This window comes from Pseudoalteromonas sp. S3431, from assembly GCF_000690035.1.
In the GTDB taxonomy this organism is placed as follows: Bacteria; Pseudomonadota; Gammaproteobacteria; order Enterobacterales; family Alteromonadaceae; genus Pseudoalteromonas; species Pseudoalteromonas fuliginea.
Window position 1 is genome coordinate 49119 of the sequence record NZ_JJNY01000062.1, and the last position, 14640, is coordinate 63758.

At 36.7% G+C, this 14640-nt stretch carries 11 protein-coding genes and 1 pseudogene; 10 read left to right on the plus strand and 2 right to left on the minus strand.

Annotation, left to right across the window (positions count from 1 at the left end; translation table 11 throughout):
• The first annotated feature begins 3 nt into the window (after positions 1-3).
• From atpA to DO88_RS04445, 5 genes are all read left to right on the plus strand, one after another.
• On the plus strand, positions 4-1545 hold the full coding sequence (gene atpA / locus DO88_RS04465; RefSeq protein ID WP_004335270.1) for a F0F1 ATP synthase subunit alpha: 1542 nt from the start codon (positions 4-6) through the stop codon (positions 1543-1545).
• Positions 1546-1605: 60 nt separating this feature from the next.
• Positions 1606-2466, plus strand: a complete 861-nt coding sequence (gene atpG / locus DO88_RS04460) for a F0F1 ATP synthase subunit gamma (protein ID WP_033031118.1) — start codon at positions 1606-1608, stop codon at positions 2464-2466.
• A 33-nt stretch (positions 2467-2499) separates the two neighbouring features.
• Positions 2500-3885, plus strand: coding sequence for a F0F1 ATP synthase subunit beta (atpD, locus tag DO88_RS04455; RefSeq protein ID WP_007377665.1), 1386 nt, complete (start codon positions 2500-2502; stop codon positions 3883-3885).
• A gap of 13 nt (positions 3886-3898) precedes the next feature.
• Entirely contained in the window at positions 3899-4321 is a 423-nt protein-coding gene (locus DO88_RS04450; protein WP_007377666.1) for a F0F1 ATP synthase subunit epsilon, read from the plus strand.
• Positions 4322-4485: 164 nt separating this feature from the next.
• Positions 4486-6588 carry a winged helix-turn-helix domain-containing protein gene (locus DO88_RS04445; RefSeq protein WP_033040349.1) on the plus strand — a complete coding sequence of 701 codons (2103 nt, stop codon included), beginning with the start codon at positions 4486-4488 and terminating at the stop codon, positions 6586-6588.
• Between the two features lie 1026 nt (positions 6589-7614).
• Here DO88_RS04445 and DO88_RS04440 read toward each other — a convergent pair.
• Positions 7615-7878 (minus strand): transposase, encoded by a 264-nt coding sequence (locus tag DO88_RS04440; protein ID WP_033040352.1) that lies wholly within the window; start codon positions 7876-7878, stop codon positions 7615-7617.
• Positions 7879-8242: 364 nt separating this feature from the next.
• Between DO88_RS04440 and DO88_RS18960 the strand changes: the two genes are divergently transcribed.
• Together DO88_RS18960 and DO88_RS04435 are read left to right on the plus strand one after the other, a co-directional pair.
• Positions 8243-8416 (plus strand): hypothetical protein, encoded by a 174-nt coding sequence (locus DO88_RS18960; RefSeq protein ID WP_198022412.1) that lies wholly within the window; start codon positions 8243-8245, stop codon positions 8414-8416.
• A 9-nt stretch (positions 8417-8425) separates the two neighbouring features.
• Positions 8426-8932 carry a hypothetical protein gene (locus DO88_RS04435; RefSeq protein ID WP_033040354.1) on the plus strand — a complete coding sequence of 169 codons (507 nt, stop codon included), beginning with the start codon at positions 8426-8428 and terminating at the stop codon, positions 8930-8932.
• Between the two features lie 319 nt (positions 8933-9251).
• Here the strand turns inward: DO88_RS04435 and DO88_RS19145 are convergent.
• Positions 9252-9801, minus strand: a pseudogene (locus DO88_RS19145) (helix-turn-helix domain-containing protein); the annotation flags it as partial.
• 989 nt (positions 9802-10790) lie between these two features.
• Here DO88_RS19145 and DO88_RS04430 point away from each other — a divergent pair.
• From DO88_RS04430 to DO88_RS04420, 3 genes are read left to right on the plus strand one after another with little or no spacing between them, the layout of a single operon-like run.
• On the plus strand, positions 10791-11135 hold the full coding sequence (locus tag DO88_RS04430) for a hypothetical protein (RefSeq protein WP_033040356.1): 345 nt from the start codon (positions 10791-10793) through the stop codon (positions 11133-11135).
• Positions 11087-12379 carry an HlyD family secretion protein gene (locus DO88_RS04425; protein ID WP_232224821.1) on the plus strand — a complete coding sequence of 431 codons (1293 nt, stop codon included), beginning with the start codon at positions 11087-11089 and terminating at the stop codon, positions 12377-12379. The genes DO88_RS04430 and DO88_RS04425 overlap by 49 nt, the downstream gene beginning before the upstream one ends.
• On the plus strand, positions 12379-14589 hold the full coding sequence (locus DO88_RS04420; protein ID WP_232224822.1) for a peptidase domain-containing ABC transporter: 2211 nt from the start codon (positions 12379-12381) through the stop codon (positions 14587-14589). The genes DO88_RS04425 and DO88_RS04420 overlap by 1 nt, the downstream gene beginning before the upstream one ends.
• The last annotated feature ends 51 nt before the right edge of the window (positions 14590-14640 follow it).

Genomic DNA, 14640 nt, shown 5'->3' on the forward strand with positions numbered 1-14640 from the left:
AGCATGCAACTTAATTCCACTGAAATTTCAGATCTGATCAAACAACGTATTGAGAAGTTCGAAGTTGTAAGTGAAGCTCGTAACGAAGGTACTATTGTATCTGTTACTGACGGTATCATCCGCATCCACGGTCTTGCTGACTGTATGCAAGGTGAAATGATTGAGCTTCCTGGCAGCCGTTATGCTATCGCACTAAACCTTGAGCGCGACTCAATTGGTGCAGTAGTAATGGGTCCGTACGCTGACCTTACTGAAGGCGTAAAAGTATATACAACTGGTCGTATTTTAGAAGTTCCTGTTGGTCCTGGTCTACTTGGTCGTGTTGTAAACACACTAGGTGCTCCAATCGATGGTAAAGGCGCTTTAGATAACGACGGGTTTGAACCTGTAGAAAAAATTGCACCAGGTGTAATCGAGCGTAAATCAGTAGATGAGCCAGTTCAAACTGGTTATAAATCTATCGATGCGATGATTCCAGTTGGTCGTGGTCAACGTGAACTTATCATCGGTGACCGTCAAACAGGTAAAACTGCACTAGCAATCGATGCAATCATCAATCAAAAAGACACAGGCGTTAAGTGTGTGTACGTTGCGATTGGTCAAAAAGCATCTACTATTGCAAACGTAGTTCGTAAATTAGAAGAGCATGGTGCACTAGCAAATACTATCGTAGTTGTTGCATCTGCTTCTGAATCTGCGGCACTTCAGTACTTAGCACCGTTCGCGGGCTGTACTATGGGTGAATACTTCCGTGACCGTGGTGAAAACGCATTAATCGTATATGATGATTTGTCTAAGCAAGCAGTTGCTTACCGTCAAATTTCATTGCTACTTAAGCGTCCACCAGGCCGTGAAGCATACCCTGGTGACGTATTCTACCTTCACTCTCGTCTTTTAGAGCGTGCATCGCGTGTAAACGCAGATTACGTTGAAAAGTTCACTAATGGTGAAGTGAAAGGTAAAACTGGTTCATTGACGGCATTGCCAATCATTGAAACTCAAGGCGGCGACGTTTCTGCGTTCGTACCGACTAACGTTATCTCTATCACCGATGGTCAGATCTTCTTAGAAACTGACTTATTCAACTCAGGTATCCGTCCGGCAGTAAATGCTGGTATCTCGGTATCGCGTGTTGGTGGTGCTGCACAAACTAAAATCGTTAAGAAACTAGGTGGCGGTATCCGTCTAGCCCTAGCTCAGTACCGTGAATTAGCTGCGTTCTCGCAGTTCGCGTCTGACCTTGATGATGCTACTCGTGCTCAACTTGAGCATGGTGAGCGTGTAACAGAGCTAATGAAGCAGAAACAGTACGCGCCAATGTCTGTTGCTGAAATGTCTTTGTCGTTATTTGCCGCTGAAAAAGGCTTCCTTCAAGACATCGAAATCGCGAAAATCGGTGACTTTGAAGCAGCTTTACTTTCTTATGCAACTAGCACATACGCAGAGCTTGTGGCTCAAATCAATGAAACTGGTAACTTGAATGCCGAGATCGAAGCGCAGCTTAAAGAACTTCTTACGAAGTTCAAGTCTACGCAAACTTGGTAATTTAGTTATTAATGGTGCGCTTTAGGAAACTAAAGCACACCTTGATTCGGAGAGAGAGTCATGGCCAGCGGAAAAGAGATTAAAAGCAAGATCGGGAGTATTAAAAACACTCAAAAGATCACTAGCGCAATGGAAATGGTTGCTGCGTCTAAAATGAAAAGGGCGCAAGAACGCGTTGCTTCAAGCCGTCCATACGCTAATAAATTACGTGAAGTAATTGGTCGTGTTGCTCAAGCAAATCTTGATTTTACTCACCCGTTCTTAAAAGATCGTGAAGTAAAACGAGTTGGTTATATTGTTATCTCTACAGACCGTGGTCTGTGTGGCGGTCTAAACTCAAACGAGTTTAAGAAAGTTGCACTTGATGTTAAAGCGTGGAAAGAGAAAGGTGTTGATGCTGAATTTGCTACTTTAGGTAGTAAGGCAGCTGGCTTCTTTCAACGTTTTGGTGGTCAACTACTCGCTAAAAAAGCGGGCCTAGGAGATAAACCTTCAGTACAAGACGTTATTGGTCCTGTAAAAGTTATGCTTGATGCATTTTCTGAAGGCAAAATAGACCGTTTATTCTTGGTATATAACAAATTCGTTAATACCATGAAGCAAGAGCCAATTATAGATCAGTTACTCCCTTTGCCAAAAGCTGAAGAAGAAGTATCTGCTCACACATGGGATTACTTATACGAGCCAAACCCAGAGGCTATTTTAGAGTCTTTGTTAGTACGCTTTATTGAGTCTCAAGCATACCAAGGTGTGGTAGAAAATGCTGCCTCAGAACAGGCTGCTCGTATGGTTGCAATGAAAGCTGCAACTGATAACGCAGGTGACCTTATGGACGAGCTACAGCTTGTTTATAACAAGGCTCGCCAAGCAGCAATCACACAAGAAATTAGTGAGATTTGTTCTGGCTCAGCAGCAGTTTAATGCTTCGGGTAAAGATTAACGAGAGGAATAGACATGAGTTTAGGTAAGGTCGTCCAAATTATCGGCGCCGTTGTGGATATTGAATTTCCACAAGATAGCGTGCCAGCGGTATACCACGCACTAAGAGTAACAGATGGCGATTTAGCTGGTTTGACTTTAGAAGTTCAACAACAGCTAGGTGGCGGTGTAGTGCGTACTATCGCTATGGGTACTACTGATGGTTTACGTCGTAGTGCTTTAGTTATGAATACAGGTGAATCGATTCAAGTTCCAGTTGGTAAAGCAACACTTGGTCGTATCATGAACGTACTTGGTGAGCCAATCGATGAAGCGGGTCCAATCGGCGAAGAAGACCGTATGTCTATTCACCGTGCAGCGCCTTCATACGAAGAGCAATCAAGTTCAGTTGAGCTTTTAGAAACTGGTATCAAGGTTATCGACCTTGTATGTCCGTTTGCTAAAGGTGGTAAAGTTGGTTTATTCGGTGGTGCCGGTGTTGGTAAAACTGTAAACATGATGGAACTTATCCGTAACATCGCAATCGAGCACAGCGGCTACTCAGTATTCGCAGGTGTTGGTGAGCGTACACGTGAGGGTAACGATTTCTACCATGAGATGAACGATTCAAACGTACTTGATAAAGTATCGCTTGTATACGGTCAGATGAACGAGCCTCCAGGTAACCGTTTACGCGTAGCGTTAACTGGTCTTACTATGGCTGAAAAGTTCCGTGATGAAGGTCGCGATGTACTTTTCTTCGTAGATAATATCTACCGTTATACACTTGCTGGTACAGAAGTATCTGCACTTCTTGGTCGTATGCCATCAGCGGTAGGTTACCAGCCTACACTTGCTGAAGAAATGGGTGTGCTTCAAGAGCGTATCGCTTCAACTAAGACTGGTTCAATTACATCAATCCAAGCGGTATACGTACCTGCGGATGATTTAACAGATCCATCTCCAGCAACTACCTTTGCTCACTTAGACGCAACAGTAGTACTTTCACGTGATATCGCATCACTTGGTATCTACCCAGCGGTAGACCCACTTGATTCATCTTCACGTCAACTTGACCCACAAGTAATTGGTCAAGAGCACTACGATACAGCACGTGGCGTTCAAACAGTTCTTCAGCGTTATAAAGAACTTAAAGACATCATTGCAATCCTAGGTATGGACGAGCTTTCTGACGAAGATAAGCAACTTGTATCTCGTGCACGTAAAATCCAACGTTTCCTATCTCAGCCATTCTTCGTGGCAGAGGTGTTTACAGGCGCGTCTGGTAAATACGTATCACTAAAAGATACAATTGCTGGCTTTAAAGGCATCTTAAACGGTGAATTTGATGATATGCCAGAGCAAGCGTTCTACATGGTTGGCTCTATCGAAGAAGCTCAAGAAAAAGCCAAAGGCATGTAACTAGGAGGGTAGTATGACAGCTATGACTGTACATCTTGACGTAGTAAGCGCTGAGCAGAGTTTGTTCTCTGGTCTTGTTGAATCGATTCAAGTATCTGGTAGTGAAGGCGAGCTGGGTGTAAACCTAGGCCATGCTCCATTACTAACTGCCCTTAAACCTGGTATGGTACGTTTAGTTAAGCAATTTGGTCACGAAGATGTGATATATGTTGCTGGCGGTACATTAGAAGTTCAACCAAATCACATCACGATTCTTGCAGATACTGCGGTTCGTGGTGAAGATTTAGATGAAGATTCTGTACAAAAAGCTAAACGTGAAGCTGAAGAACATATGGCGAATTCGTCAGCTGTTGAGTTTGATTATCAACAAGCGGCTACGCGACTGGCAGAAGCAGTTGCTCAGTTACGCGTAATTCAGCAATTACGTCACAAGTAAGCCTATCCGGTTTGTAAAAAGCCCACTTTAAGTGGGCTTTTTTGTGCCTGTTCAGATGACATTACTTTACATAGCTGTTAACCTCTCGTTAATGTTTTCGCATTTGAAACAGTTTAAACATTTTTATTCTCAAGTTGTGATATGGATGTTGGGTTATAACAATTATGAAAGAAGTAAATTTTCCCCGTAGTGTTAAAGAAGTAAAGTTCGGTGCGTGGAGCCTTAATCCAAAACTTCAAATAATTTCTGATGGTGAAGTTGAAAGAGAACTAGAACCTCTTCTTTTTAAAATACTTTCTTATTTGATTATTAACAAAGACGAGATCATTACCCGTCAAGACTTAATTGATGATGTTTGGTGTCAACACTATGTTGATGATAATGCAATTAATCGAGCAATGTCAGAACTTAGAAAAGTACTGAAGTCAGATATACAACGCGGCCTAGTGGTAAAAACACATTATAGAAAAGGGTATAGCTTTTTTTTAGAGCCGGAAGTTATTTATTATGAAGAAAAAAATTTAGAACTAACTTCAAATCAGACTGTACAAAGAACGACGAAAAAAAAGACAGCGCTTTTAATTTACGCGATAGCTGTCTTTATTATGGGTTTTGGTTTTTATATTTATTCTAGTTTAGCTAGTAAAATTAAAGTTGAAGAAGTTAATACAGTAGATAAAAACTTCAATGAAGAAACACTTTCATGGATGGAAGGTATATATAGCGAGTTTATTTTATCGCCAGATAATCAACATGCTGCAATCGCATTTACTCAAGCTGGAAGTCAATATTCTTCTTTATTAATTAAAAGTCTAGACTCAGGTAAAGAAAAAAAAATCACTAGTACAGACAACAATCTTTATCCAGTTGGCTGGAATAGCTCTGCTGCTAAGTTAATTTACAAATCTGAAAATAAAGACAATTGTAAGTTCTGGGAGGTAGATGTAAACCTTAGTCGTGAGAGTAAGTATTTATTTGATTGCCAGATGCGATATGCGTTAGGAACTATCATAGATGATAGTGCATTTATTTATTCAAAATATGGCTATCGCAAAAAAAGTGAGCTATCAGCTATTGTTAATAGAAACTTAAAAACCGGAGATGAATTTCAAATAACATCACCAAGTTTAAACTCTTTTGGTGATAAATTTTTGTATTATATAAAAAGTAAAAATCTCATTATATTTGGAAGACTAAAGAGTAATAATTCTACTGAGCTTTTTATGACAGACTTAGAAGGTAGAAATCAGGTTAAATTATTAACGCATAAAGGTAGAATATGGAGTGTTAATTATGATGTTTTCAAAAACTCCATTCTTTGGTATGGCCATAAGGAAAATGTTATATATGAATTTTCCTTATCGTCAAAAAGATTTATAAAGAAGATTCATGTTAAAGGCGCTAGCTCTTACTCAATGACATCGCCAATTTCAAATTCAGAAGTGATTGCACTGACTTACCCCTACTATAATAATGTCTATTATTTAGATTTTACAGGTGAAGATAAAACTCAACTATCTAACTCAGGAAGATATAATATATCTTCAAGTTATATAGGTGAAAGTGTAACTTATCTAAAAAGGAATAATTCTTCTAATAAACAAAATTCTGTTGAAGAAGTAAGTTTTAGTGGGGAGCTTATTCGTTCTAAGCCTCTAAGTTCTGATTATAAAAAGGTTAAAAGAAACAGTAATGTTAATGATGAAATGTTAGGGGTAAAAAATTCACAAGTTCATATTTTAAATTACAGTAGCTTTTCTATTGAAAAAATCATAGAAATTAAAGGTGAGCTTCATTATGTAGACTATTTGGATGAGTCTAATATAGGTTACATACTTAATGATGAAATTGAAAATAAGAAATTATCGTATATATATAGTAGAAATTTATCTAAAAGTATTTTATTGCCGATTAGTGATGCAGTTTGGTTTGATCAATTGTCATCAACTAAATTCGTTTTTTTATCTAATGTTGATAAGCTGTTTTTGTTCGATACGTCTAATGGCATTAAAGAATTAGTTGATGATGTTGGAAAAATTTTTTATAAGCAATCATTAAGTCTTATTAATAATAGTCTTTATTACTCGGATGGAGTTAATGTGAAAAGATATAACTTTGAGGATTTGGGTAATATCACCAAAGAGGTCATTTATGAGGTAGATAATTCAAAAACTTTAATATCTAGAATTGAGGCCACTGAAACAGGGTTGTTAATGGATATGTTAGATATTGAAAAAAATGAACTTGTAAAGCTTGTGAAAAATTAACTGTTTTTATACTCATAGCTGCCCGTTTATTAAAGCCCATGTTTATAGTCAGCCAAAGACTCAAATCAATCATCATGTGTTATGGGTTTATTATTAAACAACGGCTACTAGAGTTAAGTAATATGAGGATACTAAAGGTGTAGGTTTTTTAGTTTAAGGTATACTAAACGAACTTAAGTGGTGCAAAGCGGCATTCAGATAAGGGCTTGGGTGGTCTAAAAGCCAAAGTAAACGACCTTAAAACTCCTCCAATTTGGACCATACCTGAATAGAATAGAGCTCAGATTAACAAGAAGCTTGGTCGAAAGGCGCTTTAAAGCGAACTTAATAGGTCTCCTAGTTTTATTGAAATACTATTAAGAAGTTATAAAAAAAGCTTAGCTTCGAGGTCGGTCATATTTGCTATCGAGTTCTAAAAATTACTAATATTGATCTTCCCTCCTAAATCCAGGACACCTAGCTTGCCTATTTATACATTCTTCATACTCTTCAGAGGGTTGATGTCCTAAATGGTTGTTCAGTCGGGCTCGATTGTAAAATACTTCTATATATATCAAACAAGCCTACTATTGCTTCATTTTTAGTCGTATGTTTTTTGTTTTACTCGTTCAGTTTCAGGTAAATAGAAGAAACTTTCTGCAATTACATTATCTAAGCTGTGCCTACGTCGACCCACACTACTGATGAAATTAATGGCCTTTAAAGTGCTTGGTAATCATCACTGGTTTCTTGGCCACCTTGGTTACAATGAACAATGAACAATGAACAATGACATTTGATTTAGGTTTCTGCACCAAACCGCAGTTAATATTTTTTCAAAATTATTTCAAACTTCATTATTGGCTACATTGACCAGTCAATTACCTTACGAGAGATAAGTCGACACCAAAGCGAGGTACAGCTAACTTCATAGGTTTTGATATTCGTGATGTCATCAACCCGCGCCTGATCAGACTCATCGCAGGTTAGACCTTACCTTCGATCGTTTTTGGGGGCTATGACTCATTTAACTAAGCATAAGATCTACTACTGTGAGTATTTAATACAAAATACATGCAGATAACCTTCGATTTGTAGGGGTGTGACTTTATGAAGCGTACCTTTACTTTTCTCGCTTAAGTTCTGTCCTTTCTTTATTTTGCCTGGGTGTTTTATTAGCCTTGTTAGCCAGCTATAAAGTAACTTATCAGTAATACCTAACCGATTGGTGACGCCCTTAAATTGAGTAGCCATTATGATAATCTGGCGAACTGCTTCGTCTTTAAATTCTTGGGGATATTTATTTCTCATAACATTTTCTATCTTACTTCAATTTCAAAATAAAAGATGTCTAGTGAAAGCTGGGAAGTCCAATCAATATGTTCAGTCGAAGGTCATACAGAGATTTTAATTATGTTTCGAGGGGATTATCGAAACTAGTGTGGATGAAAAATAATATCTCAAGTTAATTGTCTAAATTACTTTCTATGCAATAGTAATTCGTTTAATTGAATTGTTATTTAAATATTCTCACAGTGTAATAATAATAAAATATAATTATAACAAGGCTTTATGTTTTATTGTTATTTTATAAAATAAGGATTGATAATTACTAATACTCTTTAAAACTCTTTAATATTTAGTTAATCCAGTAACTCAACATTTAGAGAATTATATGAACATTAAAATAAAGAAGAAAAAGCTAAAAGAATTAAATAAGACACATCCCGTACAGTTAGAACGAGATCAATTGGCTCATATTAATGGTGGAGATAGTCATCATGGGACTTCTTCGTGGCTACCTGGTACCACACCGCCAGGTACTAGACCATCAGAGATCAATCAATAAGACATCATTATGATTATTTTTTTACCGTTCATAGCACTATCTTTAAATGGTGTTTTGAATATTAATACACCGGTAGTTGAGGGTTATATTTACTCTACAGAAGTTGGAGAGGTTGTACGCTCTTCAAACACACAAGATAGAGTTGTAAATCAAGGTGACTTTTTATTGTCATATTCTGCCGAAGGTACAGGGAAGTTAGTAAATATTAGCTCCACTTTAAATGGTGAAATTACTTACCGCTCTAAACTTAAAAAGGGAAGTAAATTTGCACAAGGTGAGCTTTTGTTTAAGGTTAAGGGTGATGAGGTATACGGTATATTACAGCTAGAAGATAACTATCTTTTTGATGTGCTTCCTGTTGGAGGCACCTTGCTTTGTGCGGAAGCATATTCTTTTCCTTTAGAGATTATTAAGGTAAATAAAAAGGTAATTTTAGTATCAATAAAAGTCCGCAATACAGATTCACTAAAAAATATCAGTAGTGGCACTCAAGAGTTTCAAGTTTGTGAAGAGTAAGCTTTAATTTTATATGCTGCGGCGAGATTTAACCAGAGGAGCTTTTTATATAGTAGTAAGGCCTCAAAAAAGCTCAAAGTATGGCGGTACTTTGAGCTACCAACTACATACGCGAGAAATGCAATAAGGATGAGCTGAGTGTAGCTTTTTTATTATAAATATCAAGATTGCGTTTTTATTTCTGAGTTCGATATAGCAAAATAGACTACGATATTATAGTTTTTACTAACTTAGGCTTGCTCTGACAGTTACTCGCTTCTTCCGATGGCATTGTCTAATTATTCATATGATCGATATCATTGTTCGCTAAATAGAGCTATGCGAATGCTGTTTTATTATGGGTATCGACAAAGGTTTATGGGTAAATGTGCCCAACTCTTTTAGATTACCAACATAAAAGGTGTCTTGTGAACTAAGGTAATCAGGGGGGAGCCGTTTCAATTGATCATTTTTCTTTTCAAGGGCAGTAACTTGCTCGCCTGTGAGAATAACTGCTTCCTGCGCTACTTTAGCGTCTTTTTGTGATTTTTTAAAGCTTTAGGTCAGCCAGATTGGGGGCACTCCACTAGCGGAAAAAAATACGCCTAGTTTACGCAGCTCGTTACTCGATCTGACTTAGCCTTGAGCTGGGTATTCAACTGCATAATCAGTGACTGCTTTGTCATTCTCTATATCCTCACGGTTCTTTAGGTTTGGTACTCTGTAGTAACTATCTATGAGTAATTAATCCCGCTCTCTTCTACTAATTCCTGATAACGATAAAACGTATCACGGGAAATACCTATCACTTTACAGGCTCTTGATACGTCATCAAGTCCTTCTTCTGCTATTGCTATGTGTTTAATTATTGGATTGTTATTATGCAGCATGATAGTTACCTCTTATATGTTTTGGTTTAAAAAATCCAGTATTTTTACCAAAACAGGAGACTTTCATTCTTTCAAGTTGGTATGTCAGAGCTAATACATATAATTAATGCTAGGCGATGATTTTTAAGTTTTGTTTATTAATAAAACAATGTGCGGTAACCAGCTACACCAATATATCTAGTTATTACTATTCGATTCTTTAGTAGTCATACATATAAGATTTAGAACGTAAGCCTTTCGAAAAACATTCTCTTGCTACTATTTAACACCTGATTTTTAATAGTTAAGCCTATCTTAAACTGATCACGTGCTTTCTAGATATCTCTAACTAAAGGTTAAATAGCCCCGCCAAGTTTTAGTAATCTCAATATAATAGATTCAACTGTGTTACTTTTCTTAAGCCAAAAATAAGTATATGAAAACTTAATTTTTTAACGGCTATTAAGTTAATCACTTTAAATTTCATTTTTTGTAGTTGTTAAAACTCCGATGCAACATGTGAACTAATTTATGAATTAGCAAAGATTAAAAGTATAGCAACTTTATAAATTATACTTTCCTTTCTGGCCTAAGTAAGTTCGAACCGTAAGCTTTATTGTGCATGCAGTTTTGTCTGATTTTTTATCAAATGATAAAAGCTAGTTCTTAAATCTCAATTGATGAATAGCTCCCTTCAAATTTAGTGAGTTATAAAGTCGCAGAAAAGATATGTTCTTACCTAAATATTAATTACCTTTTCAAATTAATGCACTGCTTTTACTTTATATAAATAGTTATTAAAAGGACTATTTATATTAGCAAAGCAAACCTAGTCACTATTACTAGCTTATTTATAAATAACTTTTCAGCTTAAGTAACTGAAAAAAAATAGCTTTATTAATTATCCTTACATTTGCTCAATGAATAATTATCTGTGAATATAAATTCCATCGAATCAGAGGGCGCCAATAAAAACCCTCTTTTAAAAGTTAAATAATTTGGAGTTTACTATGACGCTTAATGAATATTTTAGTAGTTACTATGCATTAATCTGCGATGGTCATTTGGATTCTCTCGAACAGTATTACAGTGTGGAGTCTCCATTATTTTCTGCAAGAAAGCGGCAGTTTGAAAAGTTGAGACAGCAATTTGACTTTAAGTTCCTATTACAAAATATTTCTGTAATTGCAAAACAAGATGATCTACTTGTTGTAATAGATCGCTTGAATTTTCAGGCCGAGATAGGAGGTAAAAGTGTCGAAAAAATATCTGTAAATCTACACTCGTTAGTAAAAGAACTTGGTGAATGGAAAATTCACAGCAGCACGCAGCTACCAGAATTTTTGGTGAAATAATGCCTAAATTATTCCGAAAAGAAGCCATTGACCATCAAGGGCAAAAGCTTGATGGAGAAGTAACAATAGCAACTCATATGTCTTTTACATGGATACTGGGTTTAATTTTAGGAATTGTTGTCGTTGGCTTTACATATCTTACATTAGGTGAATACCACCGAAAAGAAGTTGTTTCCGGCTATTTACGGCCAACAACAGGGTTATCTAAAGTCTACCCTTTAACAACCGGTGTTATTGACGAACTTTTTGTTGAAGAAGGGGAAAATGTCTTAAAAGGTCAGTTGTTAGCACGGATACGCATAGAAAGGTTACTGGCTTCAGGTAACGACATTAATGATGTGATTGTGAGTGAGTTAACTAAGCAAAAGCAGTTTTTAAATGAAAATCTACAAAATCAAAAATTATTAGCTGAAGTGAGTGTTGAAAAATTAGAATCTCAAATAGCGAGCACGACTTTTCAAGTGGAGCAGGCCCAAAAACAGCTGGCATTATTAGATAAACGAGTTGTTTTGAGTAAAAAAAGAGTTACTGATACCGAATCGCTTATAGAAAGACAATTTGCTTCTAACGCTGATTTGGAGACGGTAAAAGATAATTACTTTGCAATTCAACAACAAGCCGAAGATCTAGAAGCGCGTTTACTTACGCAAAAAGAGTTGCTGAGTCAGTATCGTTTTGAATTAATACAAATGCCGATGAATCAACAAGAGGTTGAATCACAGCTACGTTCTCAATTAGCGAATATAAATCAGCAGATTAGCCAAGCTGAATCACAAGGTAGTTATGATGTCCGTAGTCAGCGTAGTGGCCGCATTAGTAACTTATTAGTTAAGCCAGGGATGATGGCACAATCAAATTATCCATTAATGGCAGTGTTACCAGAAGATACAAAATTAGAGGCCGTTCTTTTTGTACCAACTAGAGCTTATGGATTTGTACAAAAAGGGCAAGGTACACGCATTCGTTATCAGGCATTTCCATACCAACGCTTTGGTATTTATGACGGGGTAATAAAAAGTGTATCTAAATCAATACTTTTACCAAACGAGACGGCTTTACCTGTTTCGCTTCAAGAGCCAATGTATCAAGTAGTAGTAGAGTTAACCAATCAAAATGCAAAAGCTTATGGAGCTTCTGTTCCTCTACAAGCAGGCATGTTACTCGAAGCAGACATTATGGTAGATAGTCGTTCACTCTTTGAGTGGTTATTTGAGCCAATATATAGCATTAAGGGAGCAGTATGATGGAAAACCCAATGCATTTATTAAAATTTAGTGGAACAAAACGTCTCCCGGTAATTTTACAAACAGAAGCTGCGGAGTGTGGGTTAGCAAGTATAGCAATGGTTGCCGCTTATTATGGTTACAAAACAGACTTAACAAGCTTACGCCAAGAGCACGAAATTTCTTTAAAAGGTGCAAATCTTGAAGAGCTAATGCAAATTGCAGACAAGTTAAAGCTGAGTTCTCGTGCTTTAAGATTAGATTTAGAGCATTTATCGCAGCTCAAAACTCCCTGCATTTTACACTGGGATATGAATCATTTTGTAGTACTTAAAAAGATAACTAAAAAGTCAATTGAGATACACGATCCGGGTTTAGGTGAACGCAAATACACAATGGAAGAGTTTTCTAAACACTTCACGGGTGTTGCATTAGAGTTGAGCCCAACAGAAGAGTTTAAGTCAGAAGATTCACGTGTAAATTTAAAGTTATCTGATTTCTGGAGCAAGGTAACAGGCTTAAAGTCAACGCTAGGTAAAGTGTTTGTTTTATCACTATTACTGCAAGCATTTGCAATAGCTAGTCCTTATTACATGCAGCTAGTAGTTGATGAGGTTATTTTAAGTTATGACCAAAACTTACTCACTATTTTAGCTATTGGCTTTGGACTGTTGATGGCAATAGAGATGGTAACCGGTGCAGTTAGGAGTATTTTATTGCTGCACTTCGGTAATTTGATGAGTATACAGCTAGGTGCAAATTTATTTCATCACTTGATCCGATTACCACTACAGTATTTTGAAAAGCGACATATTGGTGATGTTGTCTCTCGGTTCGGTTCACTGCAACAAGTAAAGGAGCTATTAACTAAAGGTGTAATAGAGGCGGTTATAGATGGTGTTATGGCTATCGCAACACTCATTATGATCTTTTTATATAGCCCCAAATTAAGCGTTATCGTTCTAATTGCAATAGCCATTTATGCGGTATTTAGAATTGCAATGTATCGCCCACTTCGTCAAATGTCAGAAGAGGTCATTGTTAACCAAGCTAAAGAGCAATCTAACTTTATGGAAACAGTGAGAGGTATTCAAACTATAAAATTGTTTGGCCGAGAGGTGCAAAGACAAAGTGTGTGGCATAACAAATATGCAGATAGCTTGAACTCAGGCATACGAGTAGGTCATTTAAACATAGGCTACGAAGCGTTTAATAAAGTTATTTTTGGCCTTGAAAATGTTTTAGTTATTTATTTTGCAGCCATGCTTGTTATGGAAGGTGATTTAACGGTCGGTATGTTGTTTGCCTTTATGGCTTATAAGCTTCAGTTTGTAGATAAAATATCAAGCTTAATTGAGAAAATAATAGAGTTTAAAATGCTTAGCCTTCATTTTAACCGCTTAGCCGATATCTCTCTAACAGAGAAAGAGCAAAATATTCAAGGCAGAATGAGTGGTAAAAAAATCAGCGGCAATATTGAGCTGAAAAACATTAGTTATAGATACAGCAAAAAAGAAGCACCGATATTTAATAAGTTAAATTTATCAATTAAAGCAGGGGAGTCTGTAGCTATTATCGGTCCATCTGGTTGCGGAAAAACCACATTAGCAAAGCTGATGCTTGGGTTGTTTGAGCCAGATGAAGGCAGAGTTGAGGTGGATGGTATTGATATAAGACAATTTGGACTTGGGCAATATCGAACACAAATAGCTGCAGTAATGCAAGACGACCAACTTTTATCAGGCTCAATAGCGGACAACATATCATTTTTTGACCCAGAGTTAAATATGCAGCAAGTTCAATGGGCTGCAGAAATCGCTGCAATTGATAAAGATATTTTACAAATGACTATGGGTTATAACACTCTAGTGGGTGATATGGGTGCAGCTTTATCAGGCGGACAAATACAGCGCTTGTTATTAGCTAGAGCTTTGTACAGAAAACCTAAAATACTATTTATGGATGAAGCAACTAGTAACCTAGATACTAAATTAGAATTTTCAGTAAATGAAGCCGTAAAAACTCTAGATGTAACACGTATCATTATTGCTCATAGGCCTGAAACTATAGCTAGTGCTGACATAGTGATTGAGTTGTCTTTAGGTAAGGCTATTCTGGGGGGGAAACCTTCACTAAGTGCTAGAAGATATAAGCATGGTATACCCAATTTAACTGAAGTAACTAAAATAAATACAGTTAAATTTAGTGGTGATAATTTCATTTTGGATTAATCGTTTAATAAAACGGTGATTGATTTATGTAGCATCACCATCCCATGTTTT

Coding starts and splice junctions, on each gene's coding strand:
- DO88_RS04420 (WP_232224822.1), top strand. CDS start 12,379: ATGGAAAACCCAATGCATTTATTAAAATTTAGTGGAACAAAACGTCTC.
- DO88_RS04440 (WP_033040352.1), bottom strand. CDS start 7,878: ATGAGAAATAAATATCCCCAAGAATTTAAAGACGAAGCAGTTCGCCAG.
- DO88_RS04450 (WP_007377666.1), top strand. CDS start 3,899: ATGACAGCTATGACTGTACATCTTGACGTAGTAAGCGCTGAGCAGAGT.
- DO88_RS04430 (WP_033040356.1), top strand. CDS start 10,791: ATGACGCTTAATGAATATTTTAGTAGTTACTATGCATTAATCTGCGAT.
- DO88_RS04435 (WP_033040354.1), top strand. CDS start 8,426: ATGATTATTTTTTTACCGTTCATAGCACTATCTTTAAATGGTGTTTTG.
- DO88_RS04445 (WP_033040349.1), top strand. CDS start 4,486: ATGAAAGAAGTAAATTTTCCCCGTAGTGTTAAAGAAGTAAAGTTCGGT.
- atpA (WP_004335270.1), top strand. CDS start 4: ATGCAACTTAATTCCACTGAAATTTCAGATCTGATCAAACAACGTATT.
- DO88_RS04425 (WP_232224821.1), top strand. CDS start 11,087: ATGGAAAATTCACAGCAGCACGCAGCTACCAGAATTTTTGGTGAAATA.
- atpD (WP_007377665.1), top strand. CDS start 2,500: ATGAGTTTAGGTAAGGTCGTCCAAATTATCGGCGCCGTTGTGGATATT.
- atpG (WP_033031118.1), top strand. CDS start 1,606: ATGGCCAGCGGAAAAGAGATTAAAAGCAAGATCGGGAGTATTAAAAAC.
- DO88_RS18960 (WP_198022412.1), top strand. CDS start 8,243: ATGAACATTAAAATAAAGAAGAAAAAGCTAAAAGAATTAAATAAGACA.